The sequence below is a fragment of the Alicyclobacillus herbarius DSM 13609 genome (genome assembly GCF_000430585.1).
In the GTDB taxonomy this organism is placed as follows: domain Bacteria; phylum Bacillota; class Bacilli; order Alicyclobacillales; family Alicyclobacillaceae; genus Alicyclobacillus_G; species Alicyclobacillus_G herbarius.
In genome coordinates this window covers 143909-163359 of record NZ_AUMH01000002.1, presented here as the reverse complement: position 1 = coordinate 163359, position 19451 = coordinate 143909, and the positions used below count along the sequence as shown (strand labels likewise).

Sequence of the window (19451 nt, the reverse complement as noted above, 5' to 3'; positions counted from 1 at the left end):
AGAGTGACCACCTCCGCCACACGCCCCGGTTGCCCTTGCATAACAGACGATGGTGTTGCAGAGATAGAGCGCTTCGTCAAACACTTGACCGACCTCAAGCAGTTTCCTGTCCACGTATCGAATGCCGTTCATCGTGGCTAAATACATGGGAAAAAAGACACCTACGGCAATCAGCGTGATCTTTGAGCCCTCACCAATGCCCATCCAAAGGATGAACAAAGGGACCCATGCAAGCGATGGGACGGATCGCACAGATTGGATCATCGGGTCAATCAGCCATTCGACCGTTTCGAAGAAACCGACCAACGCACCCAGAACAAGCCCCGCCAAAGCACCGAACACAAACCCTAGGACGAGCCGGACACATGTCGCATCCACATCAGCCCAGAGAGTTCCGTTGCTTCCCATGGCCACAAATGCCTGGCAAATGGCACTGGGCGCCGGCAGGAGATCGGACGGAAACACACCGTGTTGACAGAGAACTTGCCACAGAACCACGACCATAGCGGGAATCACAATGCCGACCAGAATTCTCTGTACCAGTCTCCGGGTCATTGGGTGGACCTTATGAGCTCGCCGCCCCGGAGGCGACGGAATCGCGCGATTCCGGAATCAACTCATTGGCAATCATTTCGCCAAACGGGCTGATATAGGAACGTTCATCCGCGCGGCTGCTTTTCGCAATGGGGAGCAGAGGAAACAACAGTTCAGCCACCCGGTATGCCTCCTCCAGATGTGGGTAACCGGAGAGGATAAAGGTTTCAATGCCAAGCTGTTGATATTCCCTGATGCGCGCCGCAACGGTTTCCGGATCGCCCACGAGCGCTGTTCCGGCACCGCCTCTGACCAGTCCAACGCCCGCCCAGAGGTTGGGACTGATTTCAAGGTGCGACCTGTCGCCTTTGTGCAACTGACTCATCCGTTGTTGCCCCACCGAATCCATGCGGGCAAATATCTGTTGTGCTGCTGCAATCGTTTCGTCGTCCAGGTATCGAATCAGTTCATCGGCGGCTTGCCAGGCCGCAGTCGCGGTTTCCCGAACGATGACGTGCAGCCGGATGCCGAACCGGACTTTTCGTCCCTGCTCGTCCGCCAGTTTGCGCACCTTCGCTATCTTTTCTTCCACTTGAGACGGGGGCTCTCCCCAGGTGAGGTATACATCAACGTGGCGTGCGGCCACCTGCATCGCGGCAGGTGATGAACCACCGAAATACAATGGCGGATAAGGCTTTTGCACCGGCGGGTAGAGTACCTCACCGCCCTCTATGCGAAGACGTTCGCCTGCGTAATCGACCTTGCCTTCCTGAGACAGGAGACGCCTCCAGACTGTGAGGAACTCGTCCGTCAAGGCGTACCGCTCGTCGTGCGGCAGAAACAGGCCGTCCCCGGCGTTTTCTACCGGATCCCCACCGGTCACCACATTGATGAGCAACCTGCCGTCCGAAAATCGGTCCAGCGTGGCCGCCATACGGGCGGCTAACGTCGGTGACATCAACCCTGGGCGAACCGCCACGAGAAACTTCAAGCTCTTGGTGAACGGTGCAATGGTGGACGCCACAATCCACGCGTCCTCGCAAGACTTGCCTGTCGGCAACAACACTCCGGAAAACCCAACTTCGTCTGCAGCCTGTGCGATTTGGCGGCAATACGCGTGATTTACAGCGCGCGCACCTTGGCGAGTTCCCAGATAACGACCGTCGCCATGTGTAGGGATAAACCAAAACAACTCCATAACGGACTCACCTCCGTCGTTTCTGCTCATTTCCATGTGCTCCGAAGCTGTGCTCGGCATGAACTCACGACAGGTGCAAAGTGACTGAATCGAACCTTGTTATGAGAGCTTGCACGGCGTCCGACAACCGGTCCTGCAAGTCTGGCGCAATCTCATATCCACCGGACGCTTCATTGCGTGTAAACTGGGTATCCAATCCGAAAACACTCTTCTCCAGAGCCGTGGCTCCCAGCACAGACAAGACCGGCTTGAGCGCGTACTCTAAAGCCAGCAAATGGGCGATGGTACCACCGACAGCCACCGGAAGAACGCGCTTGTTCTCCAGCGCCCCGACCGGCAGCAGATCTAAGTACGCCTTGAGCACCCCTGTATACGACGCCTTATAGATTGGAGTTCCGATGACCACTGCGTCCGCGTCCAAAATAACCTGGTTCACTCGGGAAATTGCCGCACTTTGGGTCCTGGCAAACACCAAGTCCTCAGGCGGGAGGTCGTACCAGGATGGTTTGCGTGTCAATACCGTGGGCTTCGAAACGATGGCTGAGCCATTGCAGCACGGCCGCAAGCCGAGAGGGCTCCGATGGGCTTCCTGAAATCAGGGCAATACGGGTCATTCGGCATCCTCCTCATCTCCGATGCAGTGCATAAATTCCACAAAATCCGATGGACTAAGTTGAGTATATGTGGGGCTTACTCGCTTCTCAATGAAATGTTGATGATTTCGAGGTGACGAATCGGCATTGGATATAACGTTATAACGAGTGCGAGACGGTGGCCGTCCAATGCTACGTTTTCAGTCTTCAACCCCCGCGGTCTCATTAGTAATGTGATGTTTTGTCCCAAAACTACGCGCCAAATTGAGAATGCGCTTGTTATTTGTAAGGTTTTCTAACAATAGGGGTTGATTCAAAACTTCATAAGGGGTACGATTCAGCTACGGGTGTAAGCATCGCTCCCGTGCTTAACTCCCTCGAATCGTCCATGCGTCACTTTCCGTGACTCCCACTCTACGAGAGTGGGACTTTTTGTCTGTTCAGGTCTATGCCCGTTAGGGTGGTTTTTACAAAGGCGTTGGTAAATTCGGTAATCATAATTCCCACGTAAGCGTAAGACTCCTCACACCTTGTGCTTGTCCGGACTTAGGCGAGAGTAGTCTACAGCAACAATCAACCCCGCCAGGGAACCCAGCGGGGCGATTTCTCATGCTATCCTTTTTTTCCACGTCTCCGGATTCGTTCCGGCAGACGCTCCGACCACGGCAGCAAGTCGTCCATCGCTGCCGGGTCATCTGTTCGGATGTTGGGCAGCCGCTCGAACAGGTACTCCAGGTACAAGTACGGGTCCAGGCCGTTCTCCTTGGCCGTCTCCACTAGGCTGTACGCGATGGAGCTCGCCCTTGCCCCGCGCGGCGTATTCGCAAACAGGAAGTTCTTATCAAAAGGGTCAGCTATTCACCCCACAGTTTTCAGGGTGTGTCCGACTTGACAGCTACGTTTATCCCGTTTCCTGTAGTGTGGTGTTAGACATTCTATTAGCCTTTTTCCTCTCTTGTTGTTGGTGATCAGTTGCTCGTTCACGTCTTTCGTCGATAACTTTTGATAGGTGAGTAACAATCAGTACTACCAAACTAACTAACAGTACTTCGTAGAAAAACGAATGGAAATCTACTCGATTGAACCAAATGAGCTGCGGAGTCAACACGTAACCAAACCATTTACTCCCAACCACAGACCGCGTTAATATCCCTAATAAGGCGAATACTACAGATATTGCTATAGAGCCGCCGTTCATCCAGGCCTGAATGACAGGAGAAAATCCCCATCCTACACCGGTATGTGACCACATATAAGTATAATATGTTGCAGCAAACCAATCAGCGAGGTCCATCGGTTTAGGGTGTCCTGTCAGGAATATATACAAAGGTCTAGGCAAGGAGTATAAAACTGCTGTCAGATAGGAGGGGTCTGCCCCGGGCCACCATCTTCCATTAAGAAATATTTGAACTGCAACTCGAAATTGTCCCCCAAGTTCCCCCCGAGAGAAGGCCCAAGCACTTGCTGGCAAGCTACTGGGATCGATCCCTTGTATAAGATAATTGCGATAGTTAGTAAACCAAGGCGAGAGCATGAGCAATATAAAACACATTGCCATAAAGCTACGGAGTGTAGTAACACGAATCAATCGACGATCCACTAAGACAGCAAGTGGTGGAAACATACACATAAATACATACGTACGGCTTCCTAGCCCCATTAGGAAGAACAAGGACAGAAAGCCGACGGTAATACCCAAGAGCCTGTACTGCTTCTTCGAACGTGCAGATTGCGCCATAACAATAAGAGACGCACTAATAATTTCCTTCCATGGTAGTGTCAGAGCGCTTCCTGCCAGACTTATCTGAGCCTGAAAGTTCTTCAACCGGTTGGTGACTCCGAGAACACTCAGTCCTCCCATTCTCACCTCGTCCATGCACATGAGTGCAATGCCGATACACAAAAACACAATGGATACTCGCCATAAAGTCCGACTTTTTGTAGCGGATTCAATTCTTGTGAAAGGTCGCTTATACTTTTTGCCCCACCTTGACAGCAGTTCCACGAAGAGAACCCCACCAAGTAATGCAAAATTGGCGATTATATACAGACGCAGTGTAGAAACAACATCGTCGATTGGGAATTCATTTATTACGCCCCTACACACATCCAATGGATATGCTAACTCATATAGGCTATACGAGACGACGATTATAACTACCGGATCAGTCCACGACGATGATCCCTCGCGGCGGCAAAAAACTCTATAAAGCAAAAGAAAAATGAAATTGACCGTAATCACAGACAAAATACTCACAATTAACTTATTGGTGGCTATCATTTCACCCAAGGCTACAGAAGTCATTGGTACTGCTATGACGAGGATAATCGCACTCAACCGAACTAATAATTTGCCATACAACAAAGCCATCAATCCTCTTACCCAGTATGAGGTTGTTGATCATCTACGGGCGGGTGTAAGCGCAACTTCTTGATATAGTCTATCATATTCTTGAACCATTCGGTGCGCAGAGAACCGCATCGCACGCGCAGTACATTTCGAACTGTCAAACTTTTTCCTTCGAACATCCAACATCCCATCCGCGATGGCCGTAGGCTCATGGTAGTTATTCACGATCACCCCTACAGTCTCATCTAAAATTTCCTTCATGGGCCCCTCGCCACTGACTACACAGGGAAGTCCAGCAGCAAGTGATTCGACGGCGGCGAGACCAAAAGCCTCCCATTGAGTGATTAATATACCAGCGTCTGCGGCCCAAAGGTAAGGCCGAACATCATCAACCCATCCGGCGTAGAAGACACGCTCTTCAAGTTTAAGTGCTGTGCCCAAGCTTTGAAGCTCAGCACGTAAGGGGCCATCTCCGACATATACGAGATAACTATCTGGACATTGGTCGATAACAATTCTAAAAGCCCGCATGATCTCTAAAGGGGATTTTCCCGGGGCAATACGCGCATTGACAGCGTAGACAAATGACTCTCGTGGAAGGCCCAACATCTCCCTGTAGTACTCCTTACTCCCATTCGGCCTAAAGCTATCTACGTCCACCCCATTATATATCCGAATCATATTTTTGCGGGGATGCACGCGGTGCATACGCCCATATAGGAGTTCGGAATCCGAAACACAGACGATGTCATCGGCAAGTCTAGCAGCAAGCCTTTCCAAGGTTGCAAAGGTTAGATGGGCCAGACTATTCATGTTCGGATGAAAAGACCAACCATGGGGGCTGAAAATTATGGGAGTATGCTTCCTACCTAAGATTGAAGCCAATCTCCCCAGCATTCCTGCCTTACTACTGTGCAAGTGCAGAATGTCAAATTCCTCCGTCAATAGGATGCTTTTCAATTTAAGGATACTGCGAAGGTCTTCTAATGGATTTATGTTTCGCACCATGTCGCACTCAATGAATCTAGTCGCCATGCGACTCCGCTGGGCAGGCGAAAATGCCGATGGCGGAGCAACAACTGTATGGGCAGCCCCAACGGAGGCTCTTACGATTTGCTCGATAATCTTTGCAACCCCACCACCCGACTGGGTCACATGCAAAACTCTAGGTAGGCTTGACATTCTACTCACTATCCCTTATGAACTCGTGTCAAATACACTTCTTGGATTTTTTTCGCGTTTCGACGCACGTCATATCCGCGTACTCTCAGAGCCTCTACTCTTCTGTTGGCGGGTATTCGAGGTACATTCGCCATTCTGATAACTGCTTCTATCCAAGCCGAGGGGGAGTCAAGAGGCAAACGACGCACTAACCCTAAGCCCATGTCGACCTCCTCAGGGACTCCAGTAGAAACCACGCAGGGCTTACCACTTGCTTGAGCCTCGACGACGGCGATACCCAATCCCTCGTACAGAGAGGGGAACACGAAGACATCGATTGCATTCAAGACATCATATACGTCAGAGCGCATGCCCAGAAAATGTAATCTGTCTCGAACAGCTGCTTGAGCACTCTGTTGCTCTACTCTACTTCTTAGGGGACCATCGCCGGCTAATATTGCATGTACATTCACTCCGGAAGTTCTCAATCGTCGTACAATTTCTATTAGGAAGGCATGGTTCTTTTGTTCCACAAATCTGCCAACGTGGCCGAGCACTAAGGCATCCTGTGGAATGCAAAGTTGTTCACGTATGTTGGAAAATTGCCCCTCGGATTCAAATGGTGACAAGTCAATAGAGTTATGGATAATATGAGAGCGTGGGTCCTTCAGAAAGCCACGTCCATAGAGGGACTGCCCCGCTAGGGACGAACAGGCAAAGAGGTGCGTGGCCGTTCGCAAAATCAGGAGTCTAGACACTCGTCTATATAGCTCTCTAGCGGGACTATTATGGACCCCATCTTCTATGCTGTGACTGTGAGCTATCCGCATCGGTACGCCGCACAGTTTGGCCAACGCAAGGATTGCGCCGCTCGAGTAATAAACATGACTATGAACAACATCAAATGGGCCCTTCGTCAGAAGAGTATTCCTCAGTTCTTTTAAATAGGCTTTGGAGCCCACATCTCTTGGTTTCGAATGTCTCCACACATTGCCCCCAAGCGAGGAAATCTCTTTGTCAAAATAGCCCTCCTGATGTGTCTGTACGGCGAAATCAAACGATACTTTGGTCCGATCAATGTGCCTGTATAGGTTCATTACCAGGACTTCCGCCCCGCCAACGTTCATTGCTCCAAATATGTGAAGCACTCTGACCATGAAATTTCCCCCTACATACTTCGCACGCAAAGACTTTCTATACCATCCTAGAGCCAGCCGATTTTCTCCGACGATGCCTTTTCAAGAAACTTCATTCAGGTCGCCGTGGGATACTCGTTTGGGGCAGTCAAGCGCACACCTAGTTAGTGGCCCCTGAAAAAGTCCTCCATTGAGTTGCCGCTCTGCAGCTGAAGTGGTCAGATTGGAATTTCTCAGGAGTGTCCGTTTCATGTATACCTTTTGTTTCCTGTTAGCGACCCACTTGGGCCGCTCTCCTCAGATTGTGGGCCATGATTCCGTATCCAACCCATGCCGATGTGCCCGAGTGTCCCCGGAATCGACTGCGGCCCAATCCGTACTTTTGTTTCAGAAGGGCTATCTTTGCTTCACCCGCGGCTCGGAATCGCTGCAAGTTCCGGTACCAATGCGCTCGCTCTAGTTCGGTTCGTGGCTTGCCTTTCTTGCCTCGAAATGGCGTACTCACATACCGAACACCAAATTCTTCTTGCAATGCTCGTTCATTCTTACGACTGCTGAACCCTCGGTCCGTCGCAACTGCGTGAGGCGCAGAACCGAATATCTCTTTGTGATGCTGCACAGCCGGGATGAGCAAATCGTCGTCCGACGGATTACCTGTATACACCGCATACCCAGTCACAAATCCGCTCTCCGTTTCATCAATGCGAACCTTATACCCAAACTCAACCTTCTTGACGAGTTTGCCTTTTTTGATCGGCCGAGCCTCGGCGTCATGAATGCTAATGATGCGGTCCGGAATGATTCGATTTCCACCAATGACTTCTTTGGCTTGACCGAGCAGTCGCTTCGTCTTATCCACAAGGGACTGAAGCTTTTCCTTTTGCGCCTTTACGGGCGGTTTCTTTGTACGCTGTAGCTTCTCAACCACGGACTCGGCCTGTTGCAACACATTTTGCGTGATATCCACAACGTCTTGCGTGATTCGGTTGACCTCATCCCAGGACCTACTCATCCGACGACGCAGAACCTTTGCAAACGACAGGACCTTATTCTTTACCGCATCGGTTTGGTCCACGAAACCCTCGGTGGCGTGGGAGGCGAGTTTGCGAATGTGGTTAACCGTTCGGGTGATGGCACGAATGCCATCCTGTAAAAGCGTGGCATCCGTTGGATGATGAATGTCCGACTCGACCACCGTGGTATCCGTACGAAATTTGCGATGCCGGATGACCTTCTGTTCGCTCAGCTTCTTCACCAACAGTTCATTCAGTTGTTCGACGGTATCCTCACCATACCGCTTCCTGGCCTTGATGAGCGTACTGGCATCGGGTACTTTCCCGTCGATGGGGATGTGGCAGAAGCGCCGCCATGCAAGGCTGTCACTTACTTCCCGTACGAGCGTTTCATATCCCAACTGATAGCGGAACTTCAGGTACATGAGACGCAGGTATGTTTGCACCGGCACGGTCGGTCGTCCTCTAACCGTATTAAACTTTTCGAGAAACGGTACCATGAACCGTTCGTCATCCAGAATTTGATCCACATACTCCAGTTCCGCTGGTAGATTGAGCAACGGCTCAGGTAGGATAGCCTCCCAAAGCGTCAACTGATTTTGATGAGTCCGTAGCACTTTCCAACACCCCTAAACAGGAATCTCGGGGTGTCGTGCCGAATTCGTAAGTAAAGGAATTCGCAAAGCACCCCGGGGTCAGTGTTTGTCTCGTCAACATTCACTTCACCGCGAGGACTTGCGATTCCTTTTTTATTGGCCCATTTCACCGATTTTTTCAGGGGCCACTAGTTAAACCCAGAGAATCCATTCTAGAGAGTTCTTGACATAAGCTTGTACCCACTACGTACAATCCATAAGTAAACGAGGCCCGTTGATAAAAACTGCACACTGGCACCTGCGATGAGTGCGTATGCTGCTCCGTCAAGCCCGCGGTTCGGCACCAGACATAGGCTAGTCAGAAATGTGGCGAGAACCGTTAGGAACAAGATAACCGGCTGAATCCTAAAGTATCGTGCAGCGGTAACACTGTACCCTAAAAACGATGTTACGTATCCTATTCCAGCTGATATCATCAACAGGAAAAACACCCACGAATAGGAGGCATAGCTACTCTTGTACACTAGTGATAATATTGTTCCTCCCCAAAGGCGTATTACAGCTATGGGCACAATAGCAATCACCCCGCCGACCGCGCAAAGTCTAGACGTCATTTTTATATAATCACGCATGCTCCTATCAGCATAATACCGTGAGAGTCGTGGGCTGGAGGATTGACCGAGAGCTAGGACAAAGGTGTTCCCCGCAATAACCACATAGGACAACGCGCCAAAGTACCCTAGGTATTCGGTACCCAAAAAGTGAGAGATGAAGTACCTGGGAACATTTGTATTCAGCGAGATCATTAACATGACCAGCCCGAGAGGGACACCCTTCCAAAGAAGGCTATACGTCGATGAGTGGGCTAGAGTCACCTTGATGCTAACGAACTTCTTGGCATTTTTCATATCATAAAAAAGCAACAGCAGGAGCCAACTACATGCTTGTGAGACTGTTGCTACAACTAAGTCGTGCGTCAAGGCAACTCCTCCGACTACCGTTCCAAAGGACAAAACCGACTTTAGAATTAATGAACGCCCAATAAAGTTCATTCGTTCGTGCTTTTGAAAGAGACCGTAGATGATGTCGCTGATCGATTCAAAGGATTTCGCCAAGCCTACAGAGACTATCACCAGATAGGCCTGCCATTCACCTCCGGACCAGAAACCAACCGTAATAATGACAATAAAACCGATGCACGTAAGTAGGAGCCGAAAGCCCAGATAAGTTGAAAAAGCAAATTCTTCTTCTACATCAGTGACTTGTACTGAGCGCATCTGCATGTTCGTAAACTGAATCACGGGAGAAGTCAATGCTAGAGCAAGAGTGTACTCACCTACCGCAGCTACATCCAGAAACTTTGAAATGGCGATGAGCATGCCCCATTGGGATAAGGCATAAAGTACATTACCAACGAGATTCCACGAGAAATTTCTCAATATCGAAAGTCTCTCGGATGGCATTGGCTCCAGTGTTGAGTCAGTACCCCGCATGGAATATCTATAACCTCCATACAGAGATCTGCTCTGGACAATCGTTAAGGCTTAACACGCCCTTCAGATCAGCTACCACACCCGCTCCGTCATGCAACAATGAGCCTATCTCTGTCCACCTTAATCGCATATATTCGCGATGGGGAACAGCCAAAATTACCGCATGAGCTGGTGGAAGTTCGGAGAACTTCCAGAGTTGAATTCCGTAATCTCTCATCACCGATTCTGGATCAGCGTGCGGATCAGTCACTCGGACGGTAATTCCATAATCGTTCAATTCCTCAATAACATCAATGACTTTAGAATTCCTGGTATCACGAATGTTTTCCTTAAACGTGATACCCAGGATATTGACGCTTACTGAGTGTAGGCTAACTCCGCTCTGCACTAACTTCTTCACTACACTTCTTGCTACATACTTCCCCATACCGTCGTTGATCAATCTACCGGCAGTTATTAATTGTGGATGAAACCCCAGGCTTCGGGCCTTAAATGTCAGATAATAAGGATCCACGCCAATGCAATGCCCACCGACCAAACCCGGCCTAAAACCCATAAAGTTCCACTTTGTCCGGCATGCTTCCAGAACTTCATTTGTGTCGATACCCATTAAATTGAAAAGCATGGACAACTCATTCATCAATGCTATATTGAGATCCCGTTGTGTATTTTCTATGACCTTCGCAGCTTCGGCTACCCTAATGCTCGAAGCTTTATAAACACCCGCTGGCACTACTAGGCTGTACAACTCGGCCACTAAGTTGCATATTTGCTCAGACTCTCCTGACACGACCTTCACGACATTACGCAATGTGTGCTCTCTATCGCCAGGATTAATTCTTTCAGGCGAATAGGCCACGAAGAAGTCTTTTCCCCTCACCATGGCAGACTCACGTTCCAAAATAGGGGCACAAATCTCCTCTGTCACACCCGGATAGACGGTTGACTCATATACAACCACGGCCCCACGCTTAAGGTTTCTGCCAACTAGCTCTGACGCCTTTCGTATCGGCCCGAGATCAGGTTGTCTTGCCTGGTCAACTGGTGTAGGAACGCACACAATCACAAAGTCACATTTCCTTAGTTCTTCCGGATGTACAGTAAAGTCAATGTTTGCTTCCGCGAGGCTTTCCCCTGAAACCTCTCCTGTTCGGTCATAGCCATTTCTAAGTTCACCAATTCTCGTTTCGTTAAGGTCAAACCCTATGACATTACGTACCTTTCCAAACTCCACCGCTAAAGGCAAGCCAACATACCCCAGGCCAACGATTCCTATATATTGCATTCTTTTCAAGTTCACCCTTCCATGGAACTCGTATCATAGAACTGTAGACGAGCTATAGGCAGGTCTATCCGTAGTAGACAAGGGCTTTTATGCCACTTGGCACCCTTATCCAGATGAGTTACGGCTCAGCACCAACAGCTCAGGTGTCCAAAGGCTATGGTAGATATGTTGTTGACTTGCGAAGGCCACCGGAGGCGAAACGGGTTGGTAATTCATTTATCGTCGGTGTAATATGACTTATACCATTCCACAAATCTCCTTACACCTTCCTCCACAGATACACGCGGTGTGAAGCCAACGTCGGAGAATAGATCAGTCACGTCGGCATAAGTTTCAGGCACGTCACCGGGTTGCATGGGCAGGTATTCCCTCACTGCTTTTTTCCCTAGTTCCTTCTCGAGAAGATCAATAAACTCATTCAGAGCTATAGGGCGGTGACTCCCGATGTTGTAAACCCTGTATCTACAATAGCTACTTCCCGGCTCTGGATGATCCCCATTCCACTGAGGGTTAGGTTGGGGAATATATTCTACCAACTTAGCTATAGCATCGACTATATCATCGATGTAAGTAAAATCACGCCTCATGTTGCCATAATTAAAGACTTGAATAGGTTCTCCATTTAAAATTGCCTTTGTAAACTTGAACAAAGCCATGTCCGGGCGGCCCCAGGGTCCGTAAACGGTGAAGAATCGCAGACCTGTTGTCGGCAAGTCAAACAAGCTGCTATATGCATGTGCCATAAGCTCGTTTGCCTTCTTTGTTGCGGCATATAGGCTCATAGGATGATCAACATTCTGATGCACCGAAAAGGGCATAGCGGTATTTGCTCCATAAACCGAGCTTGATGATGCGTACAAAAGGTGCCTAATCTTGTGTATCCGACAAGCCTCGAGAATCACTGCAAACCCGTGTATGTTCGAGTCAATGTAACTCATTGGATTTTCGAGGCTGTACCGTACTCCGGCCTGAGCCGCGAGATGAATAACATAACTTATAGGGTGAGCTTCTAATACCCGCTCGATCAAATCGCTATCTTCAACGCCACCTTGAACAAAGGTAAATGTTCCATACTTCTCACGGAGTATCCTGAGACGAGATTCCTTGAGACGCGGATCATAATACGGACTCATGTTATCTATCCCAATTACAATGTAACCTTCGCTCAACAACCTATTTGCAACATGAAAACCTATGAATCCAGCACATCCAGTTACTAATACCGTCTTAGATCCGTCCACCTTGTGACCTCCCATTGGAATTTAGATACTGCTCGCAAACACTTTCCAAAAATCTTTCCTGCGTGCATCAAGTAGAGTTTTGCTGTACTGACTAGCTTTTTTTATATTAACCTGGCATAATTCACGCTGCAGGTCTTTACTCAAAACCACCTGCTGTATTAGCTTGGCCAGACCCTTATAGTCATTCTTTCCGCATATGCATGACTCGGGCAATAGCTCAGGTATCCCCCCCACATTAGTCCCAATTGCTGGTAACCCCCGACTCATAGCCTCTATCAAAGCACGCGGGAGACCTTCAGTTTTACTTGGCTGTAGATAGATATCCAAATCGTCCAACCACCGAAATACAGCCTCCCCTGGGGGAAAAGCGCCGTAAAACTTAACCCGATCGCTTAACCCTAATTTTTTGGCCATCATAACCCAAGGTTCCCGGTTTCCTCCACCTAATATCCTAAGCTCAATGTCTATCTGGTCCCTTAGCAACTGTAGTGCTCGTAGAGCCGTATCAATCCCTTTGTATTTGGCCTCCATAAACGCGATGATGCCAACTTTGATGGGAGGCTGTTGGCCTTCAATAGAGCGAGTTCGAAATTCTATTAAAGCTTCCATCTCATCGCTATTAGATGGAATCTCCACATTAGAACAGTTGGTTGTGATGCCCGCAGACGGATAACACTCCTGAAGGTATTTATCGGTAACGTAGAGGACATATTGTCCCATACGCACGGCGCGTTTCATACGATAATGAAGTATGGGGGCATATACTTTCCCCTGCCAATTGCCGTAGTGCCATAAGCTGTCCCACGCATTACCTACTACCTCAATCGCGTATGGCTTTTGTAACTTACGTGCAACGGATACAGATAGCAGTCCCAACTCGCTTGGAAGTCGGGCTATCAACGCGTCTGCTTCACATAACGCCTTCATAATGATGCGTCTCGCTTGAGGTCTCGAAGTTATCATGCGAACCGGACCACTAATAGAAGGCGCTGGAGCAAAGGATACGTTTGGTCCACTGGAGATACTGGAGTCAACAAGGCTATCACTTTTGGAAACTTCACGCTCACGTCCAATAACAGTAATCTGCTCAAAGACCTCTAAATACCGTCTCCATAGAGTAAAATTAAACCTTTCATTATAATAAATCCCGTTTTTCGGATCTCTATCAAAAACAGCGTCATGCGCAAAAACGACCCTCATTCGTTAACCTCCGCAGTCCAATCATGATCAAACCAATTTCACAGGTGCACGACGATCCAAGTAATACTCGTGCAGGAAGAGGGTAAGGATACCATCTCAAAAACGTGGAGATCAGAACCGTATACGTGCTATGAAACTTCACCTACGACTTCTCCAATGACCTCCTCATGCTTTGCACGAACTCATCGCAACCTGTCAGGCCCCGTGTCCCCCCCTCGGCCTACTAAGAGTTCCTTTCGAGCCGGTCCTCTTTTTCCTTTACGGGAACTACACCTCGACTTCGAAAGCCCTACTAGCAAGAACCCCGTTTTACAGTAGGCTTTCTGATTTCTAATCCCGATATTATATCCGTAGTCACCCTTTTCGAACTGACTCCATCAAAGAACAACCTGCTGAACACTTCTTTAGACCATTTCACACGGCCGTTCTACACGCAGTTTCCAACGAGCCAGAGGGTTGCCAACTCATCTCAACTCGCCCCATCCCGCTTCAACACCGCCGGAATCGTCTTAAACAGAATCCGCCAGTCCTGCATGTAGGACCAAGTATCTATGTACTCCAGATCCAGGCTTACCCACTGTTCGAAGTCGATGTCGTTACGTCCACTCACCTGCCAGATGCAGGTGATGCCGGGCTTGACGCTGAGTCTTCGCCGGTGGTAGGCGTCGTACTGGTCGACTTCGTCCGGGAGTGGCGGCCTGGGCCCGACCAGGCTCATATTGCCAACGAAGACATCCCACAACTGAGGCAGTTCATCGAGGCTGGTCTTTCGTAGGAAGCGACCCACGCGAGTGACGCGCGGATCGTCCCGAATTTTGAAAACCGGGCCCGACATTTCATTCAGATGCATCAGCTGCTGTTTGAGCTTGTCAGCGTCTACGCGCATGCTGCGAAATTTGTGCATCTTAAAGCGCCGCCCATGCAGCCCAACTCGCGTTTGCGAATAGATAATAGGTCCCCGGTCGTCCAACCAGATGGCCAAAGCTATTGCAGCCATAAAAGGCGATGCAAGAATTAAGGCGATCCCGCTGATAAATATATCAGTAGCTCGCTTCAACGCCAGGCCGGTGGACGTATGTGGTATCGGCGACAATACCAGCCGCGACACCCCGAGCGAATGGGTCAAGGTGCTCGAGTTGATGCGCGAGGACAGCCCGTCCAGCATCAACTCAACCGAGACCCCTTGCAGCTCGCACTGCTTAATCACCCAGTCCATGCGCGAGTCGGTGACCGGCATAGCGATGATGACGCCGTCGATAGAGTGCCTTGCCAACGCCTGTGGCAGGTCTTCCAACCTTCCAAGATGTGGCAACGGAAGACGCGTCGATGCTTCCGCCAGATACCCAACCACGCGCAGCCCAAGGTCTGGCCGACGCTCGACGCCTTCTAGGTAGCGCAAGGCCTGAGGGCTTCCGCCGACAATGAGACGGGTGCGCATGTCCCGCCCACGCTTGCGGACATAGCCAAGCCCCACACGCACCATGATGCGGACCAGCACCATGAGGAGGGTGGTATCGACAAAGTATGTACCCACAAACAAACGGCTGAAGTTCTGATACTTGAGCAAAAACGCGAGGATGGCAAAAAACAAGAGTCCCAGCGCGTTCGTACGCAGGGCAATCCAAGCCTCTGTGGCCAGCAGCGACAAGCGACGAGGTGGATACTCCACCGTCAGCAGCAAGGACAACAACCAGGAGATGACGAGAAATGAGAACGTGTCATAAAAAATGGATGATCCTCGCACAATCAGCGGCACGCCGCGAAAGGCGGAGGTCACGAGATAGGTTACATAAAAGCTAACAATGAGTACGACGATGTCGGCCAGCAATCCTAACCGTTTCGGATTCGCAGACACCATTCCTCTCCCCACTACCGTTTTTCCCTTTAGACCCCCATGCCGCCAGCGGCGCCACAATCTATGAAAATAAGGGTCAGTGATCTACTATGCTGCTAGACGGCCACATAGAGCTCGTGAGCCTCTGGTACCACGAGTCCGTCCTATAGAACCAAAGCACCCCTTCAAGAGCGAAAAATCGACAATCCCTCTTTTTGTCCCTGGCATTTTCTCTCTTTATATCCAATCATTCGAGACATCCCCCATTATATACTGAAATTCTACTCTCTATCAACCCTTGCTTCGACGAGAATCTCCACGTTTCCCATCAATGCCTTCGAAACCATGCAACGGGATTCGGCCAGTTTGACCAAATCGTGCACCTTTGCGACATCCGCATCGCTGGCGTTAGATGGAAGCACCACGTGGGGCTTGTGGACGATGCGCTCACAGTGTAGACCGCCTTCGTCGTTGAAGGTAGCGGTAGAAGATACACGGAGACGTTCATACGGGACTTTCCGACTGGCGAGGGCAAAGGCAAGGGTCATCATGTAGCAGGTCGCGGCAGCGCCGAGGAGCATCTCGTCCGGGTTTGTCCCTTGGCCGGGACCGCCCATCTGTGCCGGGGTAGTGACCACCGACTGGAGCCCCCCGACCGAAATCTCGCCTTGGCCCGACCGGTCTCCCTGCCAACTCCCCTCGTAGGTAAACACGTGCTGAGCCATAGCGATGCTCATCTCCTCGTTTCCATGTCGAATCCTCAGAAGTATTGTACACCCAATTTGGTAGGGTTGAGAATGATGCGCGTGTTAAGGTTTCGTAAAGCACAACATGATAGGGGCGAAAGATGTAAAAGCCAAGAGCGAGAGATGAGGGAAAGCAACAAACCGTGATAGAGACGCCCGAAAACCGCAGCTGACCGTCGGAGAAAGCCCCCGACGGCCCATAATGTGCGGCAGTCCTCATGGACGGAGTCAGATGTTGTTCCGGGCAGTGCGGAATCACCCCGTATTCCGCAGCCCGGAGGCAATCCCGTTAATCGTAAACAGCACCTCCCGCTCAAGCTCTGAGGCGTCCTCGCCGCGGGCGCGTTGCTGGCGCAGCTCGCGCAGGAGCAGAACCTGGAAGAAAGAGAGCGGATCGACATACGGATTGCGCAGATTAATCGACTCGCGAATGACGCGGAAGTCCGCCAGCACATCGTCCCGCTCAATGATGTCAAGCACCACCTTGCGCGTGCGCTCGTACTCCTCCCGGATGCCCGCGAAAATGCGACGACCCACTTCCTGGTCCTCCACCAGATGCACGTACTGAGGCGCGATGCGCATGTCCGCCTTGGCGAGCGCCATCTGCAGGTTGTCAATCAACGCCTTGAAAAACGGCCAGTTGCGGTACATCCGGCGCAGGGTCTGGATGGACTCGGGATGATCCTTCAGAGCCCCGGCGACGGCGGTGCCAAAGCCGTACCAGGCCGGCAAGAGATGACGGTTTTGCGTCCACGAGAACACCCACGGGATGGCGCGCAGGTCCTGGATGCGGGCGCTGCTCTTGCGCTTGCTTGGGCGCGATCCGATGTTCAACCGGCCGATTTCCTCGATGGGCGTGGCCTGCTGGAAGTAGGTGAGAAACTCCGGCTGGCCGTAGACAAACCGTACGTACGCCTGGCGCGAAGCCTCAGACAGGCCCTCAACGAACGCGGACCACTCGCGCTCGGTGGCCTGCATGGCCTCCGTCTGCACGTTGGCGGCGCCCACCAGGATGGACGAGACCGCCGCTTCCAGTGACCGGCGCGCGATGTCCGGGTGCCCGTAGCGCTGGGAGATGATTTCCCCCTGCTCCGTAATCTTCACCTTGCCGCGCAGGGCTTCGGGCGGCTGGGCGAGAATGCTGCGCTCGAGCGGCCCACCCCCACGGCCAAGCGCCCCACCCCGGCCGTGGAAAAACTTAAGCCGGATGTCGTGCGCCGCGGCGATTTGCAGCAAGGCCTTTTGTGACTTGTACAGCTCCCAGTTGGAGGTGAGATATCCGCCGTCCTTGTTACTGTCCGAATAGCCGAGCATAATTTCCTGCTCGCCCCCGCGGGCCTGCAGCTGCTTTTGGTAGACCGGGTTGGTGAACAGGCGCTCGACAATCCCCGAGGCGACACGTAGGTCCTCAATCGTCTCGAACAGGGGCACCACGTTCAACTGGCTGACGACGCTGCCGTCCGGCTTCCAGCGGAACAACCCCGCCTCCTTCGCTAGGAGCAGGACCTCGAGCAGATCGCTAACGTCGGCCGCCATCGAGATGAGGTAATCCTGGATGCACGCTTCTCCAAACAGCTCTTTGGCTTGGCGGACGACGTGAAACACCTTCAAGGTTTCGGCGGTTGCCTCCGTGAGGTCCTGGTACGGGCTGATGAGCGGGCGCGCATCGGCCAGGACCCGGGTTAGTTTTTCGACTTTTTCCGTTTCTGAGAGGCCCTTGTAGTCGCCCAAGTGGGCCACCTGGAACAATTCGTGCACCGCGTTCTCGTGCACCTCGCTGTGCTGGCGGATGTCGAGCGTCGCCATGTGGAAGCCAAACAGCTCCACCTGACGGATGAGCGGCCGGACGTGCACCGCCACGATGTCCTCCCCCCGGTGCGCGAGAAGCGACGACTCCATCAGGCGCAAATCCGCAAGAAACTCGTCCGGACTGCGGTAGGGCTCGGCGTCTTGCGTACGGGTTGCTGATTCCTGCCGCGGGGATAGGGCCGTCTGGGCGTGGCCAGGCGACGCGGGGTGAAAGCGCGCCTTCGTCGCCTCGAGGCGGCGCTGAATCTGGACAACCTTTTCCCGGTACGGCTCGTCGGGCGGGTTTGCCACGTTGAGGGACGCCAACAATTCCGGGCTTGCGCCGGTCAGTTCCAGGGACTGGCTGAGTTCGCGGCCGAGTCGGGTCAGGCGCTCCTCGTACTTGCGCATCGCCAGGTCAAAGTGCAGGATGAGCGTCTGGAAGGTGATGTCCGCGGTGACAAACGGATTGCCGTCCCGGTCCCCCCCCATCCAGCTGCCAAAACGAATGAACGAGGGCACACGCCATGATCGATCCGGATAATGCTCGGCCAGTTGCTCCTCCAGCTGCATGTGCACGTAGGGGAGCACGTCAAACAGGATTTGGTCTAAGAAATACAGGCCGTTTCGGACCTCGTCGAGGACGGTGATGCGCTGCTTGCGCACGGGGCTGGTCTGCCACAGGCCCACAATCTGGGCGCGCAGAGACTTTTCCAGCTGGCGCAGCTCGCGCGGAGTGAGGAGCGGATCGTCCAGCTTTTGCAGGATGAAGGCAATCTCCTGGTGCTTGTCCAACACGGTGCGGCGCGTGGCCTCCGTCGGGTGGGCGGTCAGGATGAGTTCCAGTCCCAGGTGCTGCAGGAGATTCGCCACATCATCGGCGCTGTAGCCGGCGGCCTTGAGCCGGTGCAGGGCGCTCTCGATGGTGGCGCGGCCCACCTTTTCGCCCTGGGCATGCTCGTACTCGCGGCGGCGGCGGATACGGTGGTTCTGCTCGGCGATGTTGACCAGCTCAAAGTACAGCGAGAAGGCCCGAATCACGTAGCGCCGATGCGCCTCGGGGACCTGTTGGATGAGATTCGAAAACGCGCTGGCGCTGGAGCTGGGGGTGCCGGGGGCCTCGGTTGGCTCGGACTGGCGGAACGCCTTCGCGGCGGCGCGGATGCGCTCGACCCAGTCGAACACCTCTTGGCCGCACTGCTGCGTCACCACCTCGCCGAGTAGGTTGCCTAAGAGTCGAATATCACGATGCAAGGGTGCTTCGTTCGACACGCTGCGACCTC

General features: G+C 51.9%; 14 protein-coding genes and 2 pseudogenes. All 16 read right to left on the bottom strand.

The genetic code is table 11. From position 1 onward, the window contains the following. Window positions 1–96: 96 nt before the first annotated feature. Window positions 97–408 (bottom strand): annotated as a pseudogene (locus tag H522_RS22445) (ABC transporter permease); the annotation flags it as partial. 157 nt (window positions 409–565) lie between these two features. Further along, a complete protein-coding gene (ssuD, locus tag H522_RS0102190) occupies window positions 566–1732 on the bottom strand; it encodes an FMNH2-dependent alkanesulfonate monooxygenase (protein WP_026961048.1) in 1167 nt (388 codons plus the stop codon). Window positions 1733–1796: 64 nt separating this feature from the next. Continuing rightward, window positions 1797–2168 carry an NAD(P)H-dependent oxidoreductase gene (locus tag H522_RS17085; protein WP_245577980.1) on the bottom strand — a complete coding sequence of 124 codons (372 nt, stop codon included), beginning with the start codon at window positions 2166–2168 and terminating at the stop codon, window positions 1797–1799. A gap of 43 nt (window positions 2169–2211) precedes the next feature. Further along, a complete protein-coding gene (locus tag H522_RS22265) occupies window positions 2212–2346 on the bottom strand; it encodes an NADPH-dependent FMN reductase family protein (RefSeq protein WP_281173061.1) in 135 nt (44 codons plus the stop codon). 591 nt (window positions 2347–2937) lie between these two features. Further along, window positions 2938–3165: pseudogene (locus tag H522_RS0102180) on the bottom strand (transposase domain-containing protein); the annotation flags it as partial. Between the two features lie 61 nt (window positions 3166–3226). Beyond that, complete coding sequence (locus tag H522_RS0102175; RefSeq protein ID WP_026961046.1) at window positions 3227–4696, bottom strand: O-antigen polysaccharide polymerase Wzy; 1470 nt, start codon at window positions 4694–4696, stop codon at window positions 3227–3229. Between the two features lie 30 nt (window positions 4697–4726). Then, window positions 4727–5830, bottom strand: a complete 1104-nt coding sequence (locus tag H522_RS0102170) for a glycosyltransferase (RefSeq protein ID WP_026961045.1) — start codon at window positions 5828–5830, stop codon at window positions 4727–4729. Window positions 5831–5865: 35 nt separating this feature from the next. Further along, entirely contained in the window at window positions 5866–6963 is a 1098-nt protein-coding gene (locus tag H522_RS22440; protein WP_425386990.1) for a glycosyltransferase family 1 protein, read from the bottom strand. Between the two features lie 280 nt (window positions 6964–7243). After that, the gene (locus H522_RS0102160) at window positions 7244–8602 is read right to left on the bottom strand and encodes an ISNCY family transposase (RefSeq protein WP_026961043.1); all 1359 of its coding nucleotides are present in this window, start codon (window positions 8600–8602) and stop codon (window positions 7244–7246) included. Window positions 8603–8793: 191 nt separating this feature from the next. Continuing rightward, entirely contained in the window at window positions 8794–10074 is a 1281-nt protein-coding gene (locus H522_RS17080) for an oligosaccharide flippase family protein (protein WP_051343693.1), read from the bottom strand. 7 nt (window positions 10075–10081) lie between these two features. Next, window positions 10082–11359 carry a nucleotide sugar dehydrogenase gene (locus H522_RS0102150; RefSeq protein ID WP_035452281.1) on the bottom strand — a complete coding sequence of 426 codons (1278 nt, stop codon included), beginning with the start codon at window positions 11357–11359 and terminating at the stop codon, window positions 10082–10084. Between the two features lie 212 nt (window positions 11360–11571). After that, window positions 11572–12600: an NAD-dependent epimerase gene (locus H522_RS0102145; RefSeq protein ID WP_245577979.1), complete on the bottom strand. Its 1029-nt coding sequence runs from the start codon at window positions 12598–12600 to the stop codon at window positions 11572–11574. Between the two features lie 21 nt (window positions 12601–12621). After that, window positions 12622–13800, bottom strand: coding sequence for a glycosyltransferase family 4 protein (locus H522_RS0102140; RefSeq protein ID WP_026961040.1), 1179 nt, complete (start codon window positions 13798–13800; stop codon window positions 12622–12624). A 469-nt stretch (window positions 13801–14269) separates the two neighbouring features. After that, window positions 14270–15655: a sugar transferase gene (locus H522_RS17075; RefSeq protein WP_051343690.1), complete on the bottom strand. Its 1386-nt coding sequence runs from the start codon at window positions 15653–15655 to the stop codon at window positions 14270–14272. Window positions 15656–15915: 260 nt separating this feature from the next. Next, complete coding sequence (locus tag H522_RS0102130; protein WP_026961039.1) at window positions 15916–16359, bottom strand: OsmC family protein; 444 nt, start codon at window positions 16357–16359, stop codon at window positions 15916–15918. Between the two features lie 276 nt (window positions 16360–16635). Beyond that, on the bottom strand, window positions 16636–19440 hold the full coding sequence (gene ppc / locus H522_RS0102125; protein ID WP_026961038.1) for a phosphoenolpyruvate carboxylase: 2805 nt from the start codon (window positions 19438–19440) through the stop codon (window positions 16636–16638). Window positions 19441–19451 lie beyond the last annotated feature (11 nt).

What these genes read in the sequence shown, in the direction of transcription:
- H522_RS0102130 (WP_026961039.1), bottom strand. Translation starts at nt 16,359, where the DNA reads ATGGCTCAGCACGTGTTTACCTACGAGGGGAGTTGGCAGGGAGACCGG.
- H522_RS0102175 (WP_026961046.1), bottom strand. Translation starts at nt 4,696, where the DNA reads ATGGCTTTGTTGTATGGCAAATTATTAGTTCGGTTGAGTGCGATTATC.
- H522_RS22440 (WP_425386990.1), bottom strand. Translation starts at nt 6,963, where the DNA reads ATGAACGTTGGCGGGGCGGAAGTCCTGGTAATGAACCTATACAGGCAC.
- ssuD (WP_026961048.1), bottom strand. Translation starts at nt 1,732, where the DNA reads ATGGAGTTGTTTTGGTTTATCCCTACACATGGCGACGGTCGTTATCTG.
- H522_RS22265 (WP_281173061.1), bottom strand. Translation starts at nt 2,346, where the DNA reads ATGACCCGTATTGCCCTGATTTCAGGAAGCCCATCGGAGCCCTCTCGG.
- H522_RS0102140 (WP_026961040.1), bottom strand. Translation starts at nt 13,800, where the DNA reads ATGAGGGTCGTTTTTGCGCATGACGCTGTTTTTGATAGAGATCCGAAA.
- H522_RS17080 (WP_051343693.1), bottom strand. Translation starts at nt 10,074, where the DNA reads ATGCGGGGTACTGACTCAACACTGGAGCCAATGCCATCCGAGAGACTT.
- H522_RS0102150 (WP_035452281.1), bottom strand. Translation starts at nt 11,359, where the DNA reads ATGCAATATATAGGAATCGTTGGCCTGGGGTATGTTGGCTTGCCTTTA.